Origin of the sequence: Poseidonocella sp. HB161398, assembly GCF_005870025.1 — a bacterium.
Classification (GTDB): Bacteria; Pseudomonadota; Alphaproteobacteria; order Rhodobacterales; family Rhodobacteraceae; genus Mangrovicoccus.
The window spans coordinates 1-24,403 of record NZ_VATA01000013.1 but is presented as its reverse complement, the minus strand read 5'-3'; the positions used below and the strand labels follow the sequence as shown (position 1 = coordinate 24,403).

Here is a 24,403-nt window from a genome sequence, read left to right as displayed (position 1 = left end):
GCGGTCCTAGCCGCTGGGCATGTTCAGGACCTCGTTGCGGCCCTTCCTCTGGTAGCGCAGCTGGCCCTCGGCGATGGCCACGACCTTGCCGCCGTCCAGCCGGTCGCCGACCGAGACATTGACGACATTGCCGTTGGGCATGCGCACCAGCGCGCGCAGGGCGCCGGGCTTGCCGAAGGTGCCGAGCAGGTTCACCCGGCGCAGGTTCATCTCGTTGTCGTCGGTGGCGCGGCGCGCGACATTGCCCGGCGCCTGGGCCGGGACGGTGTCGGGCGCGCGGACGGCCGGGGCGGCGGTCTTGGTCGGGGCCGGGGCGGCCGCGGCGGCCGGGCGGGTCAGCACGGCGGCGGTCGAGGCGGCGGCAGCGGCCTGGGCGGCGTCGCGCGCCATGGCGACCTGGGCGGCATGGGCGCGGTCCTGCAGGTTGCCGGGCCGCGGCGCCGGGCGCGCCGTGTCGTCCGAGGCGGTCAGCGCGGGCATCTCGGGCACCGCGGGCAGGGGCACCGGATTGCGCGCGGCGAAGATCGCGACGGCGACCGCGGCGGCATCGCCCGAGCGCGGCCGCGGGCGCAGCCGCGACAGCTCGTTCGAGGTCAGCCCGCCGAGCTGCTGGCGCTCCACCTGTTCGGGCAGGTTGCCGGGACGCTTGCGCGGCCGCTCGCCCGGGGAGGCGGTGCCGGCATCGGCCAGCCGGGTGACCAGCTCGTCCGCGGGATCGGGCGCGGGCCGGGCGAGGGGCAGGCGCGGCGGCGTGCCGGTCTTGACCAGGTAGCCGCCGGGGGCGGGGTTGCCCGCCGCGCTCGGCCGCACGAAGCCCGCGGCATCGGTCTGGCTGCGGTCCTGGTCCGGCCGCGGCGGCGGCGTCATCGCCACCGGAAGGATCCGGGCCGGCTCGACCTCCTGCTGGTTCAGCGCCAGCGCGTCGCGCTGCGCGACGATGTCGACGCTGGGCTGGGCCAGGTCGTCGGCGCTCCAGCCGCCGAGCCGGGCGATGGAGACCGGGGCGACCGCGACGAAGCTGCCCTCGAGCCCGTCGCCGCTTCCGGGAGCGGCCTCGACCGGCAGCGGATCGCCGGAAAGCGCGGCATCTGCCGCCGCGGCGGCGTCCGGTTCGGCGGGGGCGGTGTCGAAAAGCAGCGCCTCGGCTTCGGAGCCGGGCTCCTCTCCATCGAGCTCGAGCCCGTCATCCGCGGCGAAGGCCGCGTCGTTGGCGGCAGGGGCGGTCAGCGCGGCCAGCTCGGCATCGGGCATGCCGCCATCGGGCAGGTAGAAGGCGGCCATCGCCAGCGCGGTGCACAGACCGGCGGTCAGGAGGCCCGGCAGGATGTAGCCGGCAAGCTTGCGGCCATGGCGCGCGGCCGTTGCGGCGGCCGAGCGGCGCGGCGCCGGGGCGGGCGCGGCCGGGGCGCGCGGCGGCGCCTGGGGCGCGGCCATCTCGGCGGGCGCGGCGGGCAGGGCGCTGTCGAGCGCGATGGCGTTCCCGGCATGCGGCGCGGCGATCACCTCGCGCCCGTCCGGCACGGCGGGCGCCCCGGCCAGGCCGAACCAGGCGGTGCCCTCGAAGCCCGCGCCGGGTTCGGCCAGGGCGGCGATGCCCGCCGGGCGGAAACCGTGGCCCGAGATGAATTCCTCGACCTCTTCCAGCGTCTCCTGCGCGATCACCGCGACATCGATCCCGGCGCCGCTGCGGCGCCAGTCGAAGCGCAGCGCCTCGAGCGGATAGGGGGTGGCATCGGCCAGGCAGCGGCGGATATGCGCGTCGATCTCGGCCGGGCTGCCGCCGACGCCGTCCTGGTCGAACCGGGTCCAGAGCACCTGGTCGGCGGGCACGCAGAGCAGCGTGTCATAGGGCGCAGGGCCGCAATGGCTCTGCGCGATCCGCCGCAGCACCGACATCTGCAGGCCGAGATTGCGCTCGGCAATCGCGACGCGGCCGAGACGCTGCCAGCCTTCGGGAAGGCCGGCATAGAGCACCACCTCGTCGGTGGACAGGGACAGGGCCAGGTTCGGTTGCATGTTTCCGCTCTTCACCTGCTTTTCGGCAGGTCTTGGTTTTGCATGACTATAGCATATCCAGATATCCCGACACTATATGCGGTAAACACTGGATTGACGGAAATTACCGGGAGGCGGTTAAAATGAGGCAGATCTTTGCGATTGCACTGGCGGGCGCGATGGCGCTGCCCGCAATCGGCTGGTCCGAGACGGCAGGCGAGCTGACCGTGACGGGCGAGGGCGAGGTGCAGGTGCTGCCCGACATGGCCACTGTGACGCTGGGTGTCGAAGAGCAGGGCGACAGCGCGGAAGAGGCGATGGGCAAGGCCTCGGCGCGGATCGCGGCAGTGCTGAAGGCGCTTTCGGGCGCCGGGGTGGCGGCCGAGGACGTGCAGACCGCGGGGCTGACGCTGAACCCGGTCTACGAGCGGGCGCGCGACGACGTGAACCGGCCGCCGCGGCTTCTGGGCTTCGAGGCGGGCAACACGCTGCGGGTGACGGTGCGCGATCTCGACGCACTCGGCGGCATTCTCGACCAGGTGGTGTCCGAAGGCGCCAACAGCTTCCGCGGGCTCAGCTTCGGGCTGCAGGACCCGTCGATGGCGCGCGACGACGCCCGCCGCGACGCGGTGGCCGACGCGATGGCGCGCGCGGCGCTCATTGCCGAGGCGGCCGGGGTGGAACGCGGCCCGATCCTGTCGATCGGCGAGGCCGGGGGCGGCGGCGCCCGTCCCGAATTCGCCGCGCGGCTGGCCATGGCCGATGGCGGCGTGCCGGTGGCGCCGGGCGCCCTGACGGTGAGCGAGCAGATCACCATCGTCTTCGCGCTGGAGCAGTAGCCCTGGCGCGCGGCCGCCCCCTGAGGGACGGCCGCGACCATCCTCAGGCGGTGGCGATCGCCAGCGCCTGGTCCAGATCGGCGATCAGGTCCTGCACGTCCTCGATCCCGATCGACACCCGCACCATGTCGGGCGCTGCGCCCGCGGCGACCTGCTGGGCCTCCGAAAGCTGGCGGTGCGTGGTCGAGGCGGAATGGATGATCAGCGACCGGGTATCGCCGAGATTGGCGACATGGCTGAACAGCTTCAGGCTGTCGACCAGCTTGACGCAGGCCTCGTAGCCTCCCTTGACCCCGAAGGTGAAGAGCGCGCCCGCGCCCTTCGGGCAGATCCGCGCCACCCGGTCGTGCCAGGGCGAGCTTTCCAGCCCGGCATAGGTCACCCGCGAGATCCGCGGATCCTTCTCCAGCCACGCGGCCACGGCCTTCGCATTGGCGACATGGCGCTCCATCCGCAGGCTCAGCGTCTCGATCCCGCAAAGCGTGTAATGCGCGCCCTGCGGGTTCATCGTCATGCCCAGGTCGCGCAGGCCGATGGCGATGGAGTGGAACGTGTAGGCCATCGGCCCCAGCGCCGCGAAGGTCAGCCCGTGATAGGCGGGCTCGGGCTGCGACAGCGACGGGAACTTGTCCGAGGCCGTCCAGTCGAAGGTGCCGCTGTCGATCACCGCGCCGCCGGTCACCGTGCCGTTGCCGGTCAGGTACTTCGTGGCGGAATGCACGACGAGGGTCGCGCCATGCTCGAACGGGCGGCAGAGATAGGGCGTGGCCGAGGTGTTGTCGACGATCAGCGGCAGCCCCGCTCCGGCGGCGATCTCGGCGACCGCGTCGAGATCGGTGATGTAGCCGCCCGGATTGGCGATCGACTCGCAGAAGATCGCGCGGGTGTCGCCGTCGATGGCATGCTCGAGCGCGTCGAGATCGTCGAAATCGACGAATTTCGCCGACCAGCCGAAGCGGCGGATGGTCTGGCTGAACTGCGTGACCGTGCCGCCATAGAGCCGGGTGGAGGCGATGATGTTGCGCCCCGGTCCCATCAGCGGGAACAGCGCCATGATCTGCGCCGCATGGCCCGACGAGCAGCAGATGCCGCCTGCGCCGCCCTCGAGCGCGGTGATCCGCGCTGCCAGCGCCGAGACCGTCGGATTCGTCAGCCGCGAATAGATGTAGCCGATCTCCTCGAGATTGAAGAGCTTCGCGGCATGCTCGGCATCGCGGAAGGCATAGGCGGTGGTCTGGTAGATCGGCGTCTGGATCGCGCCAGTGGCCGGGTCCGGCGCGGCGCCTGCATGGATCTGCAGCGTGTCGAAGCCGTAGTCGGGTGCGTCGGTCATGTCTGTCCTCCCTCTTGGCTGCAAGGCTTAGGCGATCCGGCAGGGCTTCTCAACGGATTTGGCGCCGCAACCTGCGGGGGCGCAACGCTATTGCGCGACGCCCCGGCTTTGTGGATAGCTGAGGCAGTCCAGATGCTTGGGGGGAGATCATGCGGCGGCTATTCGGACGGTTCTGCGCCTTTTTCCTACTGCTTTCCTGCCTGCCTGCCATGACCTTCGCCGCCTGCGCGCTGCCCGAGCTGCGCACCGAGGAGGCGCCCTTTCCGGGCAGCGGCCCGGTCGAGGTCGCGGTCTCCTTCGCTGTGGCGGATTTCCTCGGCGTCAGCGATGCCGACCAGAATGTCGATCTCGATTTGCGCATGGTGATGGAATGGACCGACCCACGGCTCGACGGGCTCGACGGCTGCCGTTTCGCGGTCAGCGACGTCTGGTTCCCGCCGGTGATGCTGGGCAATTCCGCCTCGCTGCGCGAGGCCTTCCGGATCTCGCGCAATCAGGTCTCGGTCGGGAAGAACGGCCGGGTGCGCTACATCCAGCGCTATACCGGCTGGATCTCCTCCTACCACCGGCTGGAGCGCTTCCCCTTCGACCGCCAGGCCTTCGAGATCCGCGTTCTGGCCCCCGACATGACGCCGGAGCAGCTGGTCCTGGTGCCCGCGGACGCCGCGCCCCGGATCGCCGACCGGCTGAATGTCGAGGGCTGGGATGTCGAGGGGGCGGCGCTGTCGTCCGAGGTCCGCTCCCTTGCCGCGCTCGACCACCCGGCCAGCGTGCTGTCGCTGACGATCACCGCCAAGCGCGAGGCGACCTACTACATCTACCGGGTGCTGCTGCCCCTGAGCTTCGTGGTGGCGATGTCCTGGTCGATCTTCTGGGGCGCGCCGGAGCGGTTCGAGTTCCGCATCGGGCTGGGCGCCACGGCGATGCTGACGGCGATCGCCTTCTCGCTGTCGATCGCCGGGCAGCTGCCGACGCTGGGCTACCTGACGGTGATGGACCGGATGCTGATCTGGGCGGTGGGGCTGGTGTTCCTGTCGATGGTGGAGTCGCTGATCGCCTGGCAGGTGAACAAGGGCGGCGAGGGCCGGCCGTCGGACAAGCGTGCCGCGCGGCGGCTCGACCGCGTCTCCCGCTACGTCTTCCCGCTGCTCCTCTTCGGCGGCTGGGCGGCGATCTTCGCGCTCTAGCCCGGCGTCTCGCGTCCGGGCACGTCGAGGATCTGCTGCCTTAGCCGGCTGGCCTTCTCGTTGTAGAAGCCCAGATGCACCGGATCGTAGACGGCCAGCGCGCGCTCCACCGCCGACAGCGCGCGCGCCAGCGCCGCCGCGCGGTCGGTACAGGCGTCGTGCCTGGCCAGAGCCTCCTCCGCTATCGCGATATTCTCCTGGGTCGTGGCCCATTGCAGCGGCTCTGCCTCCCGGGTGTAGATCGCGAGGGCGCTGCGAAAGGCCTCGACGCTCCTGTCCAGCAGGCTGGTGCCGGCCTCTCCGGCGGTGCGGATGCCCTGCTGCAGAAGGGCAGCGCCGAGATTCATCCGGGTCATGGCCCAGTCGAACGGGTGCGCATCCGGGGTATGGATGGCGAGCGCCTTCTGATAGGCGTCTGTGCTCTCGGCAAGCAGCCCGACGCCACGCATTCCGGCCGTGCGTCTTCCCTGCTGGGCAAGAGTGACGCCAAGATTGTTCTGGGTCATGGCCCATTCCAGCGGCAGAGCGTCCTCGGTGTAGATGGCGAGGGCCTCCTGAAATGCAGCGACGCTTTCCGCAAGGAAATCGATGCCCGCCCCGCCGGCCGTGCGCCGCCCCAGTTCCTGAAGCGCAAGGCCGAGAGTGTTCAAGGTCATGGCCCAGTCCTGCGGGTGCGCGTCCCGCGTGTAGACGGTCAGGGCCTCTCGGCAGGCGTTGGCGCTGTCGGAAAACAGGATCGTCCCCGGATCGCCGGCCGTGCGTCTGCCCTGCTGCGCTAGCGCGATCCCGAGATTGTTCTGGGCCATCGCCCAGTTCAGCGGCTGGGTGTCCGCGGTAAAGACGGCGAGGGCGTCGCGGAAGGCAGAGACGCTCTCGGCCAGCATGTCGGTGCCCGGCTCTCCGGCGGTGCGGCCGCCCAGGTCCTGCAGGGCTAGGCCCAGATTGTTCTGCAGCTCGGCTCTCAGCTGCGGCTGTGCCTTCTGGGAGATCCGCCACAGATCTGCCCTGTACATGTCTATGGCGTGGGCCAGTCCCATCCCGCCATAGCGCAATCCGTGCGCACGGAGCTGGCTCCCGTAGTTGATCCGCCGCCGTGCCGGTTCGGCCGGATCAATGCTGCCAAAGCTGTCGGCGGCGGCGGAGAGGATGCGGTAGGCCTCCCCCACCCGGCCGCGTAGCAGGGCGTTGTCGGCGCGGGCCAGCTTGGTTTCCGCCGCGATCTCGGTCTCGACCTCGTCGACGCGGCACAGGAGCGTCTCCACCTCCTCCAGATCGCCGCGCCGGATCGCGTCCTGTGCCGCGCCCTTGAGGGTCGCAATCGCCGCCACCCGATCGTCCAGACCCTCCACCTGCCGCAAGAGCGCGCGGTAGTCCTTGGCCTTCTGTTCAAGCAGCTCGCGCAGCTCCCCGGAGCTCCGCTCGAAGGCATCGGCGATCCCGAAGCGGGTCGCCAGCGCCTCCAACTGGTCGGCGCTCGCCCTTGCCAGCGCCCCGACCGAGTCGAGCGCCTCGCCGACCGAGCCGTATTGCGCCGCAAGCTGGGCGAGCGCCGTCTCGATCCGTGTCAGCCGGTTCAGCGCTTCCGTCGCAATGACCGGGGCAAGTGCGGATGAAAAGGTCGCGTCAGCCAGCAGCCCGGCAAGAACCGGTTCGAGCCAGCGGCGGAAGCCCTCGATCATCCCCGCGCGGCGGAACTCCGGATCCATGTCTGCAAGCCGCGCGGCCATTCGATCCAGCACCCGCCCGGCGTTCAGGTCCCCAGCGGCAAGGTCCGACGGAGCGGGCATCGCCGATTCCAGCATCTGCGGAAACAGCACCTCCGCTTCGTCCGGCCAGTCGCCGGTGGCGAAGCGCGCCTGCAAGCCCTGCGCGATCTGCGCCGCCAGCGGCGCGGCAGCATCCTTGCGTGAAAACACCGTCCGCAGGTTCATCATCCCGCCGACCACATGACCGGCGGCGCTCAGCCCCGTGGGATCGACGGCGACCGACAGCACCCGCACCAGCAGGTCGGCGGCATTCAAGAGGCGCTCGGGCAGGTCGGGCATCGGCAATCATTCTCAACACATGGTCAAGGAATACCGGGCGTCCGGCCGCATGCAAACCCGGCTTCTCAGCCCGAGCAGCTGGCCCCGCCGAGCACGCAGAACTTGGCGCAATGGGGGTGGTTGAGGGCCACGTCGGCCTCGGCCTCCTCCAGTGTCTCGCCCAGCTCGAATTGCGGGTCGTAGGGCAGCAGCGTGCAGGCCAGGACCGCGGGGCGCGCGGCGCCTCTGCGCTTGACCACCATGCGGGAGGAGGCGCACATCACGCTGTCCGGCGACTTGCCGAGGATGTCCCAGCAGGCGGTCGTGATCTCGGGAACGTCGACGGTCTCGTCCATCTCGGGGAAGAGCACGCAGGCGGCCGGATCGGCGGCGTCGATGGCGTAGTGGCGCGTCGCGAAGAGCCGGGCGAAGCCCTCGCGCGCCGCGGCCTCGGTCTCGCCCCAGATGGTGCGCCCGGCCACCGTCATCGCGATGCCCGCGTCGCGCAGCCAGTCCATCCCGTCGAGCGTCCGCGCATAGCTGCCGGCGCCGCGTTCCGCATCGTGCTGGGCCTCGCCGTAATGGTCGAGCGAGACGCGCAGCGTCATCCTGCCGGGATGGGCCGCGTTCAGCCGCCGGAGACCCTCCTGCACCCGCGGCCGCATCATCGGCTGCATCGCATTGGTCAGGATCAGCACCTCGTATCCGCGCGCCAGCGACGCTTCCGCCATGTCGATCATGCCGGGATTCATGAAGGGCTCGCCGCCGGTGAAGCCGATCTCGGACACGCCCCAGCGCCGCGCCTCGAGCTGGCGCAGGTAGTCCTCGACCTCGGCCGGCGACAGGTAGGCCAGGCGGTCATTGACGGGCGAGCTCTCGATGTAGCAGTTCGCGCAGGCGATGTTGCAAAGCGTGCCGGTATTGAACCACAGTGTCTTCGGGTCGCGGAGGGGCACGGTTGCGCGGGTCTCTCCTTTAGCGGTAACATGCCGGTGCCGGAACTTGTTGCCCAGGGCGGGCATGGCGTGATCGGGATGGTCTTTCATCGGTCCCCCTGTCGTCTGCCGGGCAACATATCCCGCCTGCGGGGATCGGCAAAGGATCGCGGGCTCCGCTGTCGGAGCTGTGAACAGGGACGATTTGAAGACGCCCCGCCAGTGATGCGGGGCAGGAAGCTGGGGCAGGATCATGGCAGCACGCATTATTCCGGTCGAGGATTTCGACCTGGTCATCTTCGGCGGGACCGGGGACCTTGCCCGGCGCAAGATCCTTCCGGGTCTCTACCGCCGCTTCGTCACCGGCCAGATGCCGCCCGAGGCGCGCATCATCGGCGCCGCGCGCGGCGACATGGACGCGGGCGGCTACCGCGACTTCGTGCGTGCCGCGCTGCACGAATTCCTGTCGCCCTCGGACTGCCGTCCGTCGGATGTCGCCAGCTTCCTCGACCGGCTCGATTTCCAGAGCGTCGACGCCAAGGGCGAGGGCGGCTGGGACGAGATGAAGCCGAAGCTGCGCGAGAATGTCGTGCGCGCCTTCTACTTCTCGGTCAGCCCCTCGCTTTTCGGCGACATCGCCGAGCGGCTGCGGACCCACGGGCTGGCGCTGCGCGACAGCCGCATCGTGGTGGAGAAGCCCTTCGGCCACGACCTCGCCTCGGCCCGGGCGCTCAACGCCTCGCTGGCGGAGCATTTCGAGGAAGACCAGATCTACCGGATCGACCACTACCTGGGCAAGGAGACGGTCCAGAACCTGATGGCGGTGCGCTTCGGCAACATCCTCTTCGAGCCGCTCTGGAACCACCAGTACATCGACAACGTCCAGATCACCGTGGCCGAGACCGTGGGCGTCGGCGGCCGCGGCAGCTACTACGACCATTCCGGCGCGATGCGCGACATGGTGCAGAACCACATCATGCAGCTGATCTGCCTGATCGCCATGGAACCGCCCGCGAAGATGGATCCGGACGCGGTGCGCGACGAGAAGCTGAAGGTGATCCGCGCGCTCGACCCGGCGCTGCGCGAACATACCGTGCGCGGCCAGTACGCCGCCGGGCCGGACACGCCGAGCTATCTCGACGACGTGGAGAATCCCGGCTCGATGACCGAGAGCTTCATCGCCATGCAGCTGTCGATCTCCAACTGGCGCTGGAAGGGCACGCCCTTCTTCGTGCGCACCGGCAAGCGGATGAAGGCGCGGGTGTCGGAGATCGTCATCACCTTCCAGGCGACGCCGCATTCGATCTTCGACGCCGATGCCGGCGGCATGCCGAACCAGCTGGTCATCCGGCTGCAGCCGAACGAGGGCATGGACCTGCGCGTCACCATCAAGGAGCCGGGCCCGGGCGGCATGCGGCTGATCGACGTGCCGCTCGACATGACCTTCGCCGAGCGCTTCGGCCAGGAGGCGGCAGGCAGCGACGCCTATGAACGGCTGATTATGGACGTGATCCGCGGCAACCAGACGCTCTTCATGCGCGGCGACGAGGTGGAGGCCGCCTGGGCCTGGACCGACCCGATCCTGCAGGAATGGGAAGAGAAGCACGACCGCCCGATCCCCTACGAGCCGGGCAGCTCGGGCCCCGACCAGTCGCTGGCGCTGCTGCACCGCTCGGGGCGGAGCTGGAGGGAGATCAAGGGATGAACCTCGTCACCTATCCCGACCGGGAAATGATGATGATCGACGTCGCCAACATGATGGCCGGCGAGCTGCGCGCCGCGCTGGCCTCGAACGGCACGGCGACGCTGGCGGTGCCGGGCGGATCGACGCCCGGGCCGGTCTTCGACAATCTCTGCGATGTCGATCTCGACTGGGAGAATGTCACCGTGATGCTCGGCGACGAGCGCTGCGTGCCGGAAAGCTCCGAGCGCTCGAACACCCGGCTGATCCGCGAGCGGCTGCTGACCGGCAAGGCCGCGGCGGCGAAATTCGTCTCCTTCGCCATCGACCCGGCGGTGCAGCTCGAGGCGCTGCAGCAGGAGGTCGAGGCGCATCTGCCGCTGAACCTGCTGCTTCTGGGCATGGGGGCGGACATGCACACCGCCTCGCTCTTTCCCGGCGCGCCCGAGCTCGAGGCGGCGCTGGCGCCCGACGCGCCCGCGGTGGTGACGATGACGCCGCAGGACGGGCTGGAGCCGCGGGTGACGCTCTCGGGGCGGGCGCTGAAATCGGCGATGTCGATCCATGTGCTGATCACCGGCGCCGAGAAGCGCGCGGCGCTGGAGACTGCGGCAAAGCTCCACGATGCGAAAGACGCGCCGATCCGTACTGTGCTCGGCGACGCCACCATCCACTGGGCAGAGTGAGAGTAGAATACCATGTCTGAGTTTTGGCAGAAGCTGGCGGCCCATCGCGCCGCGACCGCAGGCAGCCGGATCGCCGATCTTTTCGCCGCCGATCCCGGCCGCGCGCAGGGCTTTTCCGCCCGGCTCGGCGAGATGCTGTTCGACTATTCCAAGACCTCGATCGACGCGGAGGCGCTGGGCCTGCTGGCCGGGCTGGCCGCGGATCGCGGCGTCGAGGCGCGGCGCGAGGCGATGTTCGCGGGCGAGAAGATCAACGATACCGAGGGCCGCGCGGTGCTGCATACCGCGCTGCGCAACCTCGATGCTTCGGTGATCGTCGACGGCGAGGACGTCATGCCCGACGTGCGCGCGACGCTGGCGCGCTGCGCGGCCTTTGCCGAGGATGTCCGCTCGGGCGTCTTCCAGGGGCAGGGCGGCAAGATCACCGATGTGGTCAATATCGGCATCGGCGGCTCGGATCTCGGACCCGCCATGGCGGCGCTGGCGCTGTCGCCCTATGCCGACGGGCCGAAGCTGCATTTCGTCTCGAATGTCGACGGCGCGCAGATCGCCGAGACGCTGGCGGAGCTCGATCCGGAAACGACGCTGGTGATTGTCTCCTCGAAGACCTTCACCACGATCGAGACCATGACCAATGCCGAGACCGCCAAGGCCTGGATGGGCAAGTCGGTCACGGATCCGGCCGCGCAATTCGCCGCCGTCTCGACCTCGGCCGAGAAGACCGCCGCCTTCGGCATCGACGCCAGCCGCGTCTTCGGCTTCGCCGACTGGGTCGGCGGGCGCTATTCGATGTGGGGGCCGATCGGGCTGAGCCTGATGATCGGCATCGGCGCCGACGATTTCCGCGCCTTCCTGAAGGGCGGGGCGGAGATGGACGCGCATTTCCGCAGCGCGCCGCTGGCCGAGAACCTGCCGGTCCTGCTGTCGCTGGTCGGCATCTGGCACCACCAGGTCTGCGGCTATCCCAGCCGCGCGGTGCTGCCCTATGACCAGCGCCTGGCGCGGCTGCCGGCCTATCTGCAGCAGCTCGAGATGGAATCGAACGGCAAGTCGGTCTGCATGGACGGCTCTGCCCCGGTCACTGTCACCGGCCCGATCGTCTGGGGCGAGCCCGGCACCAACGGCCAGCACGCCTTCTACCAGCTGATCCACCAGGGCACCGGCGTCGTGCCCTGCGAATTCATGGTCGCCGCGAAGGGCCACGAGCCCGAGCTGGCGCATCACCACCAGCTGCTGGTCGGCAACTGCCTCGCCCAGGCGGAGGCGCTGCTCCTTGGCCGCCCGATGGAGGTCGCGCGCGGGCTGATGGAGAAGGCGGGCTTCGAGGGCGACGAGCTGGAGCGGCAGGCCGCCCACCGGGTCTTTCCGGGCAACCGGCCCTCGACCATGCTGGTCTATCCGCAGCTCACCCCCGGGATCCTCGGCCAGATCATCGCGCTCTACGAGCACCGGGTCTTCGTCGAGGGCGTGATCCTCGGCATCAACAGCTTCGACCAGTGGGGCGTGGAGCTCGGCAAGGAGCTCGCCAAGGCGCTGGGGCCGGTGCTGGCGGGCGAGACCGGGACGGAAGACAAGGACGGCTCGACCGCGATGCTGGTGGACTACATCCGCAGCCACGGCTGAGCGGCCCGTCAGGGAGTGCGGAAAGGCCCGGGGCGTGCGCTCCGGGCCTTTTTGCGTCGCGGCTCATTCCGCGGGAAGTTCCACCGCCGGGCGGTGCCGCGCGAAATGCTGCCAGGCGAGATAGGCCATCAGCGCCAGCATGGCCGCCTGCAGCGCCAGCGCGATCCCGGTCAGCCCCCAGAAGGCGGGGGAGAACCTGGCGACGAGCCCGGTCGCGACCAGCCCCTTGCCGATCCAGAATTGCAGCATCACCGACAGCGCCACGCCCGGGCAGATCAGCGCGAAGGCCCCGGCCGAGGGCGTGCCGCCCCAGAGGAACCGCGCGCCGTAGCCCTGTGCCCGCAGCACTGCCAGACCGGCCATCCCGGCGAGGATCTGCGCCGAGAGGATCTTCGAGAGCATCATCAGCGTCTCCACCTTGGCGACATGGCCGTCAAAGGTGGCGTGCAGCCCGTGATCCTGGCGGATCATCATGATGCCGAGCACGGTGAGGATCGGGATCACCACCATCAGCGTCGGCGCCGATTCGGGGGCGACGCCGTTGCGCAGCATCGCGGGCAGGGCGATCACCGCCGCGGCCCCCGCCCAGATCGCGGCGGCCATGGCGAAGAAGGTCGATCCGACCAGCGCGGCGCCCACGGTCAGCGGCACCTGGCTCATCGCCGCGGCGGCGGAGAAGCCCACCGCCACCATGGCGAAGGCGAAGGCCGGCATCATCTGCGCGAAGGAGCCGTTGGCCTCGATGTCGAAGCTGCCGGGCCGGGTCAGCACCCGGCGCAGGAACCGCCCGGCCTGGGCCAGCGCCAGCCAGCCGGTCAGGCCGAAGGCCAGCAGCGCGGCCGGGAAGAGGTACTCGACCACGCGCCAGAGCCCCGGCACGAAGACCAGCCCGAGGATGAAGCCCGCATTGACGGACATCGCGATGGCCAGCGGCATGGCGAGGATCTGCGTCTCGGCATTCGAGGCGCGGAAGGCGGCGAAGCCCGGCGCGGCGGCGAAGCGGCGGTAGCGGGCGAGGTTCCAGAAGAGCAGCCACAGATTCGCCACGGCCAGAAGGGCGATGCCGCTGGCCGCGATCACGGTCGCGGCGCGCAGCCAGGCCGGTCCGGTGGCGAGGACCTGCGCCAGATCTTCGAAGACCGGCACCGGCTGGCCCGGATGCGGCACCCAGAACATCAGGTACATGAAGAAGGTGACGGCCAGCCCGCCGGCCCCGAGCGAGGCGAGGAAGTAGAGAGGCGAGTAGCGGTCGGCGGCGCGAGAGAGGGATCTTGCCATGGCTCCGGCTCCATTCATATTCACATCATGAAATGTGTATGGGCTGCCGCGCCGGAGATGTACCTTGACCGAGGTCAAGAGGAGGCAGCGAAGGAGGCGCGGATGGCTCCGGGCAGGCAGCCCGTCGCGGTGCGGCGGATCCTGGTGATCGGCGGTCCCGGATCGGGCCGCCGCACGCTGGCGGCGGAGATCGCCGGGATGTCTGGCCTGCCGGTCGTGGCGCCCGGCGTGCCGGGCGAGGGGCCGGAGGCGGGGGCGCAGATCGCCGCCGCGCTCGAGGCGGCGCGCCGTCCGGACTGGATCATCGCCACGGCCGCGCCCGCCGCCTGGCCGCATCTGGCGGCGCGCGGCCATCTGGTCGTGGCGATCGACCTGCCGGTCGAGCGGCGCCTCTGGCGGCTGGCGCGGCAGCGTGTCCTGCACGGGGAAAGGGACACGGACTGGCAGGCGGCGCGGAGCTACGACCCGGCGCCGGCCTTGCGGCTGGCCGCGGCCTGCCACGGGCGGGGAACGCCGCGCTGCGTGCTCCTGCGCAGCCCCGCCGCGGTCAGCTGGTTCGCGCGCGCCTATCCGGCGCGCTTCGCCACGGTGCCGTGAACGGGGCGGCAGATACGGAAAAAGCGCCCCGCGAGGGGGCGCTTTCCACCATTGGAGAGGTGTTCCGGATCAGTCGTCGCCGCGGCCGGTTTCCTCGAGATAGGCAGCGGCCAGAGCGGCGGTGCCTGCATCGGAGGTGGCGCCCAGCGAGCGGGACAGCTGGCTGCCGGCGGTTGCGCTGTCGCGCGAGGTCACCTGGTTGGCGCCGGTGACATAGGCGGCGCGGGAGACGTTGTCATCCTCGACAGCGCCTTTCAGGGCGACCAGCTCGGCGGCGGTGTAGGTGCCGGGCTCGACATTCAGGCTGGCTGCCAGCTGGTCGGAGGCGGTCACGCCGCCCATGGCCGGGCCATCGACGATGTAGGACACGCGCTGGCTGTCGCCTTCTTCCAGGGCTTTGCGCAGCTGCACCAGCTGGGTGCTGCTATAGGCGCCGGTGTCGATCCCCAGCGAACGGGCGAGCTGGTCATTGGCCTGCGCGGCAACGGCGGCACCGGAAGCGGCGAGGGCGAAGGCGGCAAAGGCAAATTTATTGATCATGGGTCTTTCCTTTCTCTGCGCCGGGACGGGCGCGTGCATCTCTGCGCCGGGAGGGGCGCTCATCTCGGCGGCACCAGTGGCCGCCTCGGATGAGGGGGATTTAGGCTCCTGCACTGAGGATCAAAACTGTCCGGATCGCTCCGCATGATGTGCAAAACTGCACAACAAACAGACGTGAATTGGCTTGCAGGCGGAAACGATCTCCGGCATTGCGCGCGCTCCCGCAGGCGCGGCAGGAGATGCATTCCGTCTTGACCTTCGCGCGCCCCTGCCGCATCCCGCGCGCCATGGGACAGGATCAGAGCATACCGAAGGGCGGCTGGCGCAACTTCTACGGGCGGCGCCAGGGCAAGCATCTGCGCGACAGCCAGAAGGGCTATCTCGAGGACGACCTCGAGGAGCTGGCGCTGCCGGGCATCTCGCGGCGCGACAATGACGAGCGGCAGGTCTTCGACCCGGCGGCGCATTTCGGCGGCAAGCCGGTCTGGCTGGAAATCGGCTTCGGCGGCGGCGAGCACATGGTGCACCAGGCGGCGCTGCATCCGGAGGCCGGCTTCATCGGCTGCGAGCCCTATATCAACGGCGTGGCGATGCTGCTGGGCAAGGTCCGCCAGGCGGGGGTGGAAAACCTCGCCGTGCATCCCGGCGACGTGCGCGATCTCTTCGACGTGCTGCCGGATGCCTCGATCAGCCGCGCCTTCCTGCTCTATCCCGATCCCTGGCCGAAGAAGCGGCACCACCGCCGCCGTTTCGTCACCCGCGACTATCTCGACCCGCTGGCGCGCGTGCTGAAGCCGGGCGCGATCTTCCGCGTGGCGACCGACATTCCCGACTATGTCCGCCAGACGCTGGAAGAGCTGATGCCCGATCCGGCCTTCGAATGGCTGGCCGAGGGGCCCGATGACTGGCGCCAGCCCTGGGACGACTGGATCTCGACCCGCTACGAGCAGAAGGCGCTGCGCGAGGGGCGCACCCCGCACTACCTGACCTTCCGCCGCCTCTAGGCCGCGCCGCGGCCCGCGACCAGGAGACGACCCGATGGCCTCCCACGGCTCCGCCACCCCGATGACCTCGCGCGCCAGCGGCCCGCTGCGCGGCACGGCCTTCGTGCCGGGGGACAAGTCGGTCTCGCACCGCGCGCTGATCCTCGGCGCGCTGGCGGTGGGAGAGACGAAGATCGCCGGGCTGCTCGAAGGGCAGGACGTGCTCGACACCGCGCGGGCGATGCAGGCCTTCGGCGCGGAGGTGATCCGCCACGGCGCGGGCAACTGGTCGGTCCATGGCGTCGGTGTCGGCGGCTTCGCCGAGCCCGCCGAGGTGATCGACTGCGGCAATTCCGGCACCGGCGCGCGGCTCGTCATGGGGGCGATGGCGACCTCTCCGATCACGGCGACCTTCACCGGCGACGCCTCGCTCAGGGCGCGGCCGATGGCGCGGGTGACGGAGCCGCTGGCGCTTTTCGGCGCGCGCGCCTTCGGCCGGTCCGGGGGACGGCTGCCGATGACGCTCGCGGGCGCGGCCGATCCGCTGCCGGTGCGCTACGCGACGCCGGTGCCTTCGGCACAGGTGAAATCCGCGATGCTGCTGGCCGGGCTGAACGCGCCGGGCCGGACCGTGGTGATCGAGACGGTCGCGACCCGCGACCATACCGAGCGGATGCTGGCGGAGTTCGGTGCCGAGATCACGACCGAGGTCACGCCCGAGGGCCATGTCATAACGCTGACCGGGCGGCCCGAGCTCGGGCACCGCTCCCTTGCCGTGCCGCGCGACCCGAGCTCCGCCGCCTTCCCGGTGGCGGCCGCGCTGCTGGTGCCCGACTCGGAGATCCTGGTGCCGGGGATCGGGCTGAACCCGGCGCGGGCCGGGTTCTACGAGACGCTGGCCGAGATGGGCGCCGATCTGGAGCGCGGCAACCTGCGCGTCGAGGGCGGCGAGCCAGTCGCCGATCTGCGGGTCCGCCACTCGGTGCTTTCGGGCGTCGAGGTGCCGCCCGCGCGCGCAGCTTCGATGATCGACGAATACCCGGTGCTGGCGGTGCTGGCGGCGAATGCCGAAGGCGCCACGGTGATGCGCGGCATCCGCGAGCTGCGGCTGAAGGAAAGCGACCGGATCGACGCCATGGCCCGCGGGCTCGAGGCGATGGGCGTGCGCGTCGAAGAGGACGAGGACATGCTGACGGTCCATGGCATGGGCCCGGGCGGCGTGCCGGGCGGGGCGACCGCGGCGGCGCGGCTCGACCACCGGATCGCGATGAGCTTCCTCTGCCTCGGCATGGCGGCGCGGCAGCCGGTGACGGTCGACGATGCCGGGCCGGTCGCCACCTCCTTCCCGGATTTCGTTCCCCTGATGATCGGCCTCGGCGCCGATCTGCAGCGCGCCTAGCCCCGCCGCCGGCTGCCGCGATAGCTGGTCCCGGCGGGCCGTCGTGACGGTGTGCCTCCGCGCGGTAGTCTTTCCAGCAGGCATCTCTCGTTGCCGGATCCCCGCTTTGTAGCCTGCCGCGGCTCCGCAGGGCAGGCGGGCCGTTCGGCCGAGCTCTGCCGCGCGTCGGCAGGTCCCCGGGGGCGGTCCTCGCCGCGGGCCCGCTTGCAGGGAAGGGGCCGCTGGCAAAGAGGGCGCCGGAGGCTTCGCGCCTCTTTCCGGTCGTGACCCGGGGGGGAGGCCGTCGCGCGACAGGGGCCACATGCGGGCCGGGCCCCCGGCCGCGCGCGCGGCGGGCGCATCTCCGCCCAGGTGCCGGCGGTGCCGTCGATTTTCCCGCTCCGGCGTGGCGGCGCGGTTGTCAGGGGCAGGCGGCTTGGATAGGGAGGCTGAAAGCGAAATTGCGGGGAAGCGCGATGAAATTCACCGTTGCCATCGACGGTCCGGCCGCGGCCGGTAAAGGAACGATTGCCCGCTCGCTGGCGGCGCAGTTCGGCTTCGGCCATCTCGATACCGGCCTGCTCTACCGCGCCACCGCGCGGCGGGTGATGGCGGGCGAGGACGCGCTGACCGCGGCGCTGGCGCTGCAATCGGCGGATCTGCGTGCCGAGGGGCTGCGCACGGCCGAGGTCGGGCAGGTCGCCTCGCGCGTGGCGGCGATGCCGAAAGTGCGCTCGGCGCTGCTCGACTTCCAGAAGAACTTTGCCCGGCGCGAGGGCGGGGCGGTGCTTGACGGGCGCGATATCGGCACGGTGATCTGCCCGGAGGCGGAGGTGAAGCTCTTCGTCACCGCCACGGATGACGTGCGGGCGAAGCGGCGCCATGCCGAGCTGTCGCAGAAGGACCCGTCGCTGACCATCGAGGCGGTGCTGGCCGATCTGCGCGCCCGCGACATGCGCGATGCCGGCCGCGACACGGCGCCGATGACCGCCTCGGCGGATGCGCTGCTGCTCGACACGTCGGAGCTGACCATCGAGGAAGCGATCGAGATGGCCGGCGCGGCGGTGATCGCCAAGATGGCGGTCTGACCGGCTGCGGGGCGTCAGACGCCCCGCTTGTTGCCCCAGAGCAGCACATGCAGCTGCGGCAAGATCCGCGGCCGGAACCAGCCCGTGCCCAGAACCTCGGCCACGAGCCAGTCGAGCCGCGCGGTCGCCTTCTCCTGGTCGACCGCCACCGACGGGTCGCTTTCGGGATTGCCCGGCTGCAGGTAGAGCGGCAGCTCCGGGTGCCGGTCGGCCGCCGCCCGCGCCCAGGCCAGGTCGACGTCGTCGAAAATGACGATCTTCATCACCACCTGCGGCCCGTCGCCTGCCATCGCCAGGCAGTCGGCGAAGGCGTCCCAGTCCGTGGTCTCGCCGCTGGAGGGCGGCTTCGGGCTCAGCACGAGCATGTCGAGACCGGCGAACCAGGGCCGGGCGACGGAGCCCTGGGTCTCGCAGGCGAAGCGGTAGCCCGCCGCGCGGCCCTGCGTGATCAGCGGGCCGAAATCCTGGATCGCCGGGTTGCCGCCCGAAAGCGAGACGGTCAGCGGGAGCCCGCCCGAGAGCCGCTCGATCTCGGCCCAGATCTCGCCGGTCTCCATCACCGCCCAGTCATGGCGGAAGCGGCTCTCCACCGCATGCAGGCTGTCGCACCAGGAACAGCGGAAATCGCAGCCGCCGGCCCGCACGAAGACCGTGGGCTCGCCGATCAGCGCGCCCTCGCCCTGGATCGTGGGGCCGAAAATTTCCGAGATGCGCAGGGTCACGGCCGGTACTCCGCCCAGGTCTTCGGCGTCTCCGAGACCTTCACCGCGGACACTTCCGGCCAGCGCGCCTTCGCCCAGTCATGGAAATGCCGCGCCAGGTTCTCGGCGGTCGAGGGCACGTCCAGAACGTCGTTCAGGTGCCGGTGGTCGAAGGCGGCGTCTATATAGTCCTTCAGCGGCTTAAGCTCGTGGTAGTCGCGCACGAAGCCGTCGGCATTCAGCCCGGCCGCGGCCAGCTCCACCACGACGACATAGTTGTGTCCATGCAGCCGCGCGCATTGGTGCCCCTCCGGCAGATGCGACAGGCAGTGCGAGGCGGAGAAGGCGAATTCTTTCGAGATGCGGTACATCAGCCGTCCTCCCGCGCCGCGACGGCCGCCCGCCAGTAGTCCGGATCCTCGTATTCCGTCGGATCGGCGACGCCGGCCAGGGCGAAGGCCTCCTGCCGCTCGACGCAGGTGCCGCAGCGCCCGCAATGCCGCGCGCCGCCCTTGTAGCAGGACCAGGTCTCGGCGAAGGGCGTCCCGGCCGCGGCGCCCGCGGCGACGATATCGGCCTTCGAGCGGTGGACGAAGGGCGTCGACAGCGCCACCTCGGCATAGCCGTCGAGCGCGGCGCGCTGCATCGCGTCGAAGGCCTGCGTGAAGGCCGGGCGGCAGTCGGGATAGATGAAATGGTCGCCGCCATGCACGGCGGTCGCCACGGCCTCGTCGCCATTGGCCGCGGCGATCCCGTAGGCGATGGCCAGCATGATCGCGTTGCGGTTCGGCACGACGGTGATCCGCATCGTCTCCTCGGCATAGTGCCCGTCGGGGACGTCGAGATCGTCGGTCAGCGCCGAGCCGGTCAGCGCGGCGCCGACGCCGCGCAGGTCGATGACGTGATGCGGCACGCCGAGCCGCGCCGCGCAGGCGGCGGCGCTGTCGAGCTCCTTGCGGTGGCGCTGGCCGTAATCGAAGGAGACAAGGCGGGAAAGATCGCCCGCGGCATGCAGCACATGCGCGAGCGACACGGAATCGAGTCCGCCGTAGCAGACCAGGGTCGTCTTCATGGTGTCAGTCCTTGTTTTGTTGCCCGGGTAGGCTGCGACCGGGTGGCGCCCTGCCTAGTTTCCCGGCGCGCGGATGTCCATGGGCGGCGCGCAGGTCTCTCCTGGGCGCAACCCGGCTGTGCGCCAGGGCAGGTTGCAATCGCTGCACTGCGGCACCTAGCTTGTCGGCAACACCGGCCGACTCGCGGCCGGTCCCGTCCTGTCAGGAGTTCAAGTGATGCTGGACAAGCTCAACTGGCGCTATGCCGTAAAGAAGATGGATCCGACCCGGTCCGTTCCGGAAGAGAAGGTCGAGAAGATCCTCGAGGCGATCCGCTTCGCGCCGACCTCCTCGGGCGTGCAGCCCTTCGAGGTCTTCGTGGTCACCAATCCCGCGCTGCGCGAGAAGATCCGCGAGGCCTCCTTCGGCCAGCCGCAGATCACCGAGGGGTCGCACCTGCTGGTCTTCGCCGCCTGGGACAACTACACGGCCGAGCGCATCGACGCGGTGCTGGAGCAGACCCAGAAGGCGCGCGGCGCCTCCGAGACGCTGGCCGCCTATTACGAACGCCTCAAGGGCATGTACCTGCCGCGCACCGAAGAAGTGAACCACGACCACGCCGCGCGCCAGGCCTATATCGCCTTCGGCTTCGCGCTGGCCGCCGCCGCCGAGCTGGAGGTCGACTCGACCCCGATGGAGGGCTTCGATCCCGCCAAGGTCGACGAGATTCTCGGCCTGCGCGAGAAGGGCCTGCGCTCGGTCACGCTGCTGCCGCTGGGCGTGCGCGCCGAGGAAGGCGACTGGCTGCAGGGCATGGCCAAGGTGCGCAAGCCGGCCGACGAGCTGTTCACCGTCATCGCCTGACGGGCCATGGCGGGGCCGGGCGGCGGGTTTCGCGCCGCCCGTGCTTGCCATTGCGCGAATTTGCCTCTATATGGCGCAGCGTCGAAGGCCGTCAGAGCCGGGACGCGGGCAGGGTCGGGGAAAGCTCCGGCCCGTTTTGTTTATGTGTGGCCCTCCGTTCCAGACGCGACAGACCAATCCTAAGACCGGCGGAGACAACCGCTCGGCCAGCAACATGACATGAAGGAAAACCGGAGCCACATGGCGAACGCATCCATGGAGGAATTCGAAGCCCTCCTTAACGAAAGCTTCGAACTCGAGACCCCGACCGAAGGCAACGTCGTCAAGGGCCGCGTGCTGGCAATCGAAGCCGGCCAGGCAATCATCGACGTGGGCTACAAGATGGAAGGCCGGGTCGATCTCAAAGAATTCGCGAATCCCGGCGAGGCTCCCGACATCACCATCGGTGACGAGGTCGAAGTCTACCTGCGCCAGGTCGAGAACGCGCGCGGCGAAGCCGTGATCTCGCGCGAGATGGCCCGCCGCGAGGAAGCCTGGGACCGTCTCGAAAAAGCCTATGCCGAAGAGAAGCGCGTCGAAGGCGCCATCTTCAACCGCGTCAAGGGCGGCTTCACCGTCGATCTCGGCGGCGCGGTCGCGTTCCTGCCGGGCTCGCAGGTCGATGTCCGCCCGGTGCGCGACGCAGGCCCGCTCATGGGTCTCAAGCAGCCGTTCCAGATCCTCAAGATGGACCGCCGCCGCGGCAACATCGTGGTGTCGCGCCGTGCGATCCTCGAAGAGTCCCGCGCCGAGCAGCGCGCCGAAGTCATCGGCAAGCTGTCCGAAGGCGATGCAGTCGACGGTGTCGTCAAGAACATCACCGAATACGGCGCGTTCGTCGATCTCGGCGGCGTTGACGGCCTGCTGCACGTCACCGACATGGCATGGCGCCGCGTCAACCACCCCTCGGAGATCCTGTCGATCGGCGAGACCGTGAAGGTCCAGGTCATCAAGATCAACAAGGAAACCCACCGCATCAGCCTCGGCATGAAGCAGCTGATGGCCGATCCGTGGGATTCGGTGGAGCAGAAGTACCCGCTGGAGACCGTCCATACCGGCCGCGTCACCAACATCACCGACTACGGCGCGTTCGTCGAGCTGGAGCCGGGCGTCGAGGGTCTCGTTCACGTCTCGGAAATGTCCTGGACCAAGAAGAACGTGCATCCCGGCAAGATCGTCTCCACCTCGCAGGAAGTGGAAGTCATGGTGCTGGAGATCGACTCCGCCAAGCGCCGTGTCTCTCTCGGCCTGAAGCAGACCATGCGCAACCCGTGGGAAGTCTTCGAAGAGAAGCATCCGGTGGGCACCGAGGTCGAAGGCGAAGTCAAGAACATCACCGAGTTCGGCCTGTTCATCGGTCTCGACGACGAGATCGACGGCATGGTGCACCTCTCCGACCTGACCTGGGAAGGCCGCGGCGAGGATGTCATCGGCAACTACCGCAAGGGCGACCTGGTCAAGGCCGTGGTCACCGAGGTGGACACCGACAAGGAGCGCATCTCGCTCTCCGTCAAGGCCCTGGGCGGCGATCCGTTCGCCGAGGCGATTGACGGCGTCAAGCGCGGCGCGATCATCACCGTGAACGTCACCGCGATCGAAGATGGCGGGATCGAAGTGGAATACGAAGGCATGAAGTCCTTCATCCGCCGCTCCGACCTCAGCCGCGACCGTGCCGAGCAGCGCCCCGAGCGCTTCCAGGTCGGCGACAAGGTCGATGTCCGCGTCACCAATATCGACGCGCGCTCGCGCCGCCTGGGTCTGTCGATCAAGGCCCGCGAGATCGCCGAAGAGAAGGAAGCCGTCGAACAGTACGGTTCCTCCGACTCCGGCGCATCGCTCGGCGACATCCTGGGCGCCGCGCTGAAGGGCGGCGACAACTGATCCATCCGGTCAGTGGCGAATTCAGGGCGGTCCCTCCGGGGGCCGCCTTTTTTCTTGCCTGCGATTCGGGCAGATGGGCGGTGCCTGTGCACCCGATGCCGCGGCGCGGCACGGGCCGAAGCGCGAATTTCTGGCCGGCTGCGTGCATTTCTCTTGCCATTTCTGTGGATTACGAGAGAAAACCCTTCCTGCGTGTGGAGATTTCCCTGTAGGTTCGCACAGACAAGGGCAGCGCTGAGGAGGGCCTTGATGATCCGGTCGGAACTGATCCAGAAAATAGCCGACGAAAACCCGCACCTGTATCAGCGCGACGTCGAGAAAATCGTGAACACGATCTTCGAGGAGATCATCGAGGCGATGGCCCGCGGCGACCGCGTTGAACTGCGCGGTTTCGGCGCCTTCTCGGTCAAGAAGCGCGACGCGAGAATTGGCCGCAATCCCCGCACTGGCGAGGCGGTTGAGGTGGAGGAGAAGCACGTGCCATTCTTCAAGACGGGCAAGTTGCTGCGCGACCGCCTGAACGACGAGGAAGAATAGGACCGGGCCAGAACCATGCGTTACGTCAAGATTGCCATCGCGATCCTCATCGCGATCCCGCTGATCACCATCTTCTATGCCAACCGCCAGATCGTCGAGCTGGTGATCCTGCCGGAGACGCTGGAGAGCTTCATCGGGCTCAACGCCCTGATGGGGCCGGTCTCGGTGCCGCTCTGGGGCGTCGCCATCGGCTTCCTGGTGCTGGGCCTCGTGCTCGGCTTCTTCTGGGAATGGTTGCGCGAGTACAAGCACCGCCACGAGGCCGTCAAGGGCCGCCAGTCCAAGGCGGAGCTGCAGGCCGAGGTGAAGAAGATGAAGGCCCGCGAGAATGCCGGCAAGGACCCGGTGCTCGTGATGGTCGAGGAAACCGCGCCGGCGCGCTGAACCGATGACAGGCGTGAAAATCTGCGGGCTGACGGCCCGCGACCAGGTGGAGGCGGCGACCCGGGCAGGGGCCGCCTTTGTCGGTTTCGTGTTCTTCGCGAAATCCCCGCGCTGCGTCTCGCTCGACCAGGCGGCGGCGCTGGCCGCTGCCGTGCCCGCGGGCGTGTGCAAGGTGGCGCTGACGGTCGATGCCGATGACGACGCGCTGGCGGCGATCACCGCGGCCGTGCCGCTCGACCTGCTGCAGCTCCATGGCCGCGAAAGCCCCGAGCGAGTGGCCGCCGTGAAGGAGCGCTTCCAGATGCCGGTGATGAAGGCGCTCGGCATCGCCACGGCCGATGATGTCGCCGGGGTGGCGCGCTACAACGGCGTGGCGGACATGTTCCTGCTCGACGCCAAGGCGCCGAAGGACGCGGTCCTGCCGGGCGGCAACGGCCTGGCCTTCGACTGGCGCCTGCTGGCGGGCAAGCGCTTTGCCCGGCCCTGGATGCTGGCGGGCGGGCTGACGCCGGACAGCGTGGCCGAGGCGGTGACCCTGACGGGCGCGCCCAATGTCGATGTCTCCTCGGGGGTGGAAAGCGCGCCCGGGATCAAGGACGCGGAGAAGGTCGCGCGTTTCATCGCGGCGGCCCAGGTCTCCGTCGATCCGGTGCCGATCCTGCGCTGAGGTCTCCGCGACGCGGAAGGGCCCCCTTGGGGGCCCGCTTCGGGGCGCTTTTCGCCCCGGTCCGGTCCGCGCGTCCCGGGAGGCTCCGGCCTCCCGGGGGGCGGGGACAAT

At 69.5% G+C, this 24,403-nt stretch carries 23 protein-coding genes; 14 read left to right on the top strand and 9 right to left on the bottom strand.

Features of this window, described 5'->3' with window-relative positions; translation table 11 throughout:
- Positions 1–6: 6 nt before the first annotated feature.
- Positions 7–2,016: a hypothetical protein gene (locus FGX59_RS37555; RefSeq protein ID WP_171060622.1), complete on the bottom strand. Its 2,010-nt coding sequence runs from the start codon at positions 2,014–2,016 to the stop codon at positions 7–9.
- Positions 2,017–2,138: 122 nt separating this feature from the next.
- Here FGX59_RS37555 and FGX59_RS12125 point away from each other — a divergent pair, with 122 nt between their 5' ends.
- Positions 2,139–2,834 carry an SIMPL domain-containing protein gene (locus tag FGX59_RS12125; RefSeq protein WP_138466797.1) on the top strand — a complete coding sequence of 232 codons (696 nt, stop codon included), beginning with the start codon at positions 2,139–2,141 and terminating at the stop codon, positions 2,832–2,834.
- 43 nt (positions 2,835–2,877) lie between these two features.
- Here FGX59_RS12125 and FGX59_RS12120 read toward each other — a convergent pair whose 3' ends face one another.
- Positions 2,878–4,167, bottom strand: a complete 1,290-nt coding sequence (locus FGX59_RS12120; protein ID WP_138466796.1) for an O-acetylhomoserine aminocarboxypropyltransferase/cysteine synthase family protein — start codon at positions 4,165–4,167, stop codon at positions 2,878–2,880.
- A 149-nt stretch (positions 4,168–4,316) separates the two neighbouring features.
- On the opposite strand from FGX59_RS12120, the gene FGX59_RS12115 reads away from it, so the two are divergent.
- Entirely contained in the window at positions 4,317–5,354 is a 1,038-nt protein-coding gene (locus tag FGX59_RS12115; protein ID WP_138466795.1) for a hypothetical protein, read from the top strand.
- Here the strand turns inward: FGX59_RS12115 and FGX59_RS12110 are convergent.
- Both FGX59_RS12110 and FGX59_RS12105 read right to left on the bottom strand, forming a co-directional pair.
- Positions 5,351–7,399 carry a tetratricopeptide repeat protein gene (locus tag FGX59_RS12110; RefSeq protein WP_138466794.1) on the bottom strand — a complete coding sequence of 683 codons (2,049 nt, stop codon included), beginning with the start codon at positions 7,397–7,399 and terminating at the stop codon, positions 5,351–5,353. The genes FGX59_RS12115 and FGX59_RS12110 overlap by 4 nt on opposite strands.
- A 65-nt stretch (positions 7,400–7,464) precedes the next feature.
- Positions 7,465–8,424, bottom strand: a complete 960-nt coding sequence (locus FGX59_RS12105; protein WP_138466793.1) for a radical SAM protein — start codon at positions 8,422–8,424, stop codon at positions 7,465–7,467.
- Between the two features lie 142 nt (positions 8,425–8,566).
- Here FGX59_RS12105 and zwf point away from each other — a divergent pair, with 142 nt between their 5' ends.
- From zwf to pgi, 3 genes are read left to right on the top strand one after another with little or no spacing between them, the layout of a single operon-like run.
- On the top strand, positions 8,567–10,018 hold the full coding sequence (gene zwf / locus FGX59_RS12100; RefSeq protein WP_138466792.1) for a glucose-6-phosphate dehydrogenase: 1,452 nt from the start codon (positions 8,567–8,569) through the stop codon (positions 10,016–10,018).
- Positions 10,015–10,680, top strand: a complete 666-nt coding sequence (gene pgl / locus FGX59_RS12095) for a 6-phosphogluconolactonase (protein ID WP_138466791.1) — start codon at positions 10,015–10,017, stop codon at positions 10,678–10,680. Before zwf ends, pgl begins: the two co-directional genes overlap by 4 nt.
- A 12-nt stretch (positions 10,681–10,692) precedes the next feature.
- The gene (pgi, locus tag FGX59_RS12090; RefSeq protein ID WP_138466790.1) at positions 10,693–12,303 is read left to right on the top strand and encodes a glucose-6-phosphate isomerase; all 1,611 of its coding nucleotides are present in this window, start codon (positions 10,693–10,695) and stop codon (positions 12,301–12,303) included.
- Positions 12,304–12,366: 63 nt separating this feature from the next.
- On the opposite strand, the gene FGX59_RS12085 is transcribed toward pgi, so the two are convergent.
- Entirely contained in the window at positions 12,367–13,581 is a 1,215-nt protein-coding gene (locus FGX59_RS12085) for a hypothetical protein (RefSeq protein ID WP_138466789.1), read from the bottom strand.
- Between the two features lie 102 nt (positions 13,582–13,683).
- Between FGX59_RS12085 and FGX59_RS12080 the strand changes: the two genes are divergently transcribed.
- Positions 13,684–14,178, top strand: coding sequence for a hypothetical protein (locus FGX59_RS12080; RefSeq protein WP_138466788.1), 495 nt, complete (start codon positions 13,684–13,686; stop codon positions 14,176–14,178).
- A 69-nt stretch (positions 14,179–14,247) separates the two neighbouring features.
- On the opposite strand, the gene FGX59_RS12075 is transcribed toward FGX59_RS12080, so the two are convergent.
- Positions 14,248–14,718, bottom strand: coding sequence for a hypothetical protein (locus FGX59_RS12075; RefSeq protein WP_138466787.1), 471 nt, complete (start codon positions 14,716–14,718; stop codon positions 14,248–14,250).
- Positions 14,719–15,005: 287 nt separating this feature from the next.
- On the opposite strand from FGX59_RS12075, the gene trmB reads away from it, so the two are divergent.
- The 3 genes from trmB (at position 15,006) to FGX59_RS12060 (ending at position 18,167) form a co-directional block, all read left to right on the top strand.
- Positions 15,006–15,722 (top strand): tRNA (guanosine(46)-N7)-methyltransferase TrmB, encoded by a 717-nt coding sequence (trmB, locus tag FGX59_RS12070; protein ID WP_171060629.1) that lies wholly within the window; start codon positions 15,006–15,008, stop codon positions 15,720–15,722.
- A gap of 34 nt (positions 15,723–15,756) precedes the next feature.
- Positions 15,757–17,100 carry a 3-phosphoshikimate 1-carboxyvinyltransferase gene (aroA, locus tag FGX59_RS12065; protein ID WP_138466785.1) on the top strand — a complete coding sequence of 448 codons (1,344 nt, stop codon included), beginning with the start codon at positions 15,757–15,759 and terminating at the stop codon, positions 17,098–17,100.
- 455 nt (positions 17,101–17,555) lie between these two features.
- Positions 17,556–18,167 (top strand): d(CMP) kinase, encoded by a 612-nt coding sequence (locus tag FGX59_RS12060; protein WP_138466784.1) that lies wholly within the window; start codon positions 17,556–17,558, stop codon positions 18,165–18,167.
- Between the two features lie 14 nt (positions 18,168–18,181).
- Here the strand turns inward: FGX59_RS12060 and queE are convergent, their stop codons facing one another.
- From queE to queC, 3 genes are read right to left on the bottom strand one after another with little or no spacing between them, the layout of a single operon-like run.
- Positions 18,182–18,889: a 7-carboxy-7-deazaguanine synthase QueE gene (queE, locus tag FGX59_RS12055; protein ID WP_138466783.1), complete on the bottom strand. Its 708-nt coding sequence runs from the start codon at positions 18,887–18,889 to the stop codon at positions 18,182–18,184.
- The gene (locus tag FGX59_RS12050) at positions 18,886–19,239 is read right to left on the bottom strand and encodes a 6-carboxytetrahydropterin synthase (protein WP_138466782.1); all 354 of its coding nucleotides are present in this window, start codon (positions 19,237–19,239) and stop codon (positions 18,886–18,888) included. The genes queE and FGX59_RS12050 overlap by 4 nt, the downstream gene beginning before the upstream one ends.
- The gene (gene queC / locus FGX59_RS12045; RefSeq protein WP_138466781.1) at positions 19,239–19,940 is read right to left on the bottom strand and encodes a 7-cyano-7-deazaguanine synthase QueC; all 702 of its coding nucleotides are present in this window, start codon (positions 19,938–19,940) and stop codon (positions 19,239–19,241) included. The genes FGX59_RS12050 and queC overlap by 1 nt, the downstream gene beginning before the upstream one ends.
- Positions 19,941–20,154: 214 nt before the next feature.
- On the opposite strand from queC, the gene FGX59_RS12040 reads away from it, so the two are divergent.
- The 5 genes from FGX59_RS12040 (at position 20,155) to FGX59_RS12020 (ending at position 24,292) form a co-directional block, all read left to right on the top strand.
- Positions 20,155–20,784, top strand: coding sequence for a nitroreductase family protein (locus FGX59_RS12040; protein ID WP_171060621.1), 630 nt, complete (start codon positions 20,155–20,157; stop codon positions 20,782–20,784).
- A gap of 219 nt (positions 20,785–21,003) precedes the next feature.
- On the top strand, positions 21,004–22,704 hold the full coding sequence (gene rpsA / locus FGX59_RS12035; RefSeq protein ID WP_138466779.1) for a 30S ribosomal protein S1: 1,701 nt from the start codon (positions 21,004–21,006) through the stop codon (positions 22,702–22,704).
- Between the two features lie 249 nt (positions 22,705–22,953).
- Positions 22,954–23,241, top strand: a complete 288-nt coding sequence (gene ihfB / locus FGX59_RS12030) for an integration host factor subunit beta (RefSeq protein WP_138466778.1) — start codon at positions 22,954–22,956, stop codon at positions 23,239–23,241.
- A 15-nt stretch (positions 23,242–23,256) separates the two neighbouring features.
- Entirely contained in the window at positions 23,257–23,625 is a 369-nt protein-coding gene (locus FGX59_RS12025) for a LapA family protein (protein ID WP_138466777.1), read from the top strand.
- A 4-nt stretch (positions 23,626–23,629) separates the two neighbouring features.
- The gene (locus tag FGX59_RS12020; protein ID WP_138466776.1) at positions 23,630–24,292 is read left to right on the top strand and encodes a phosphoribosylanthranilate isomerase; all 663 of its coding nucleotides are present in this window, start codon (positions 23,630–23,632) and stop codon (positions 24,290–24,292) included.
- Positions 24,293–24,403: the final 111 nt, after the last annotated feature.

What these genes read in the sequence shown, in the direction of transcription:
- FGX59_RS37555 (WP_171060622.1), bottom strand. Translation starts at nt 2,016, where the DNA reads ATGCAACCGAACCTGGCCCTGTCCCTGTCCACCGACGAGGTGGTGCTC.
- aroA (WP_138466785.1), top strand. Translation starts at nt 15,757, where the DNA reads ATGGCCTCCCACGGCTCCGCCACCCCGATGACCTCGCGCGCCAGCGGC.
- queC (WP_138466781.1), bottom strand. Translation starts at nt 19,940, where the DNA reads ATGAAGACGACCCTGGTCTGCTACGGCGGACTCGATTCCGTGTCGCTC.
- ihfB (WP_138466778.1), top strand. Translation starts at nt 22,954, where the DNA reads ATGATCCGGTCGGAACTGATCCAGAAAATAGCCGACGAAAACCCGCAC.
- FGX59_RS12020 (WP_138466776.1), top strand. Translation starts at nt 23,630, where the DNA reads ATGACAGGCGTGAAAATCTGCGGGCTGACGGCCCGCGACCAGGTGGAG.
- FGX59_RS12110 (WP_138466794.1), bottom strand. Translation starts at nt 7,399, where the DNA reads ATGCCCGACCTGCCCGAGCGCCTCTTGAATGCCGCCGACCTGCTGGTG.
- zwf (WP_138466792.1), top strand. Translation starts at nt 8,567, where the DNA reads ATGGCAGCACGCATTATTCCGGTCGAGGATTTCGACCTGGTCATCTTC.
- rpsA (WP_138466779.1), top strand. Translation starts at nt 21,004, where the DNA reads ATGAAGGAAAACCGGAGCCACATGGCGAACGCATCCATGGAGGAATTC.
- FGX59_RS12060 (WP_138466784.1), top strand. Translation starts at nt 17,556, where the DNA reads ATGAAATTCACCGTTGCCATCGACGGTCCGGCCGCGGCCGGTAAAGGA.
- pgl (WP_138466791.1), top strand. Translation starts at nt 10,015, where the DNA reads ATGAACCTCGTCACCTATCCCGACCGGGAAATGATGATGATCGACGTC.
- FGX59_RS12115 (WP_138466795.1), top strand. Translation starts at nt 4,317, where the DNA reads ATGCGGCGGCTATTCGGACGGTTCTGCGCCTTTTTCCTACTGCTTTCC.
- FGX59_RS12080 (WP_138466788.1), top strand. Translation starts at nt 13,684, where the DNA reads ATGGCTCCGGGCAGGCAGCCCGTCGCGGTGCGGCGGATCCTGGTGATC.
- FGX59_RS12120 (WP_138466796.1), bottom strand. Translation starts at nt 4,167, where the DNA reads ATGACCGACGCACCCGACTACGGCTTCGACACGCTGCAGATCCATGCA.
- pgi (WP_138466790.1), top strand. Translation starts at nt 10,693, where the DNA reads ATGTCTGAGTTTTGGCAGAAGCTGGCGGCCCATCGCGCCGCGACCGCA.
- FGX59_RS12125 (WP_138466797.1), top strand. Translation starts at nt 2,139, where the DNA reads ATGAGGCAGATCTTTGCGATTGCACTGGCGGGCGCGATGGCGCTGCCC.
- FGX59_RS12050 (WP_138466782.1), bottom strand. Translation starts at nt 19,239, where the DNA reads ATGTACCGCATCTCGAAAGAATTCGCCTTCTCCGCCTCGCACTGCCTG.
- FGX59_RS12085 (WP_138466789.1), bottom strand. Translation starts at nt 13,581, where the DNA reads ATGGCAAGATCCCTCTCTCGCGCCGCCGACCGCTACTCGCCTCTCTAC.
- trmB (WP_171060629.1), top strand. Translation starts at nt 15,006, where the DNA reads ATGGGACAGGATCAGAGCATACCGAAGGGCGGCTGGCGCAACTTCTAC.
- FGX59_RS12025 (WP_138466777.1), top strand. Translation starts at nt 23,257, where the DNA reads ATGCGTTACGTCAAGATTGCCATCGCGATCCTCATCGCGATCCCGCTG.
- FGX59_RS12105 (WP_138466793.1), bottom strand. Translation starts at nt 8,424, where the DNA reads ATGAAAGACCATCCCGATCACGCCATGCCCGCCCTGGGCAACAAGTTC.
- FGX59_RS12075 (WP_138466787.1), bottom strand. Translation starts at nt 14,718, where the DNA reads ATGATCAATAAATTTGCCTTTGCCGCCTTCGCCCTCGCCGCTTCCGGT.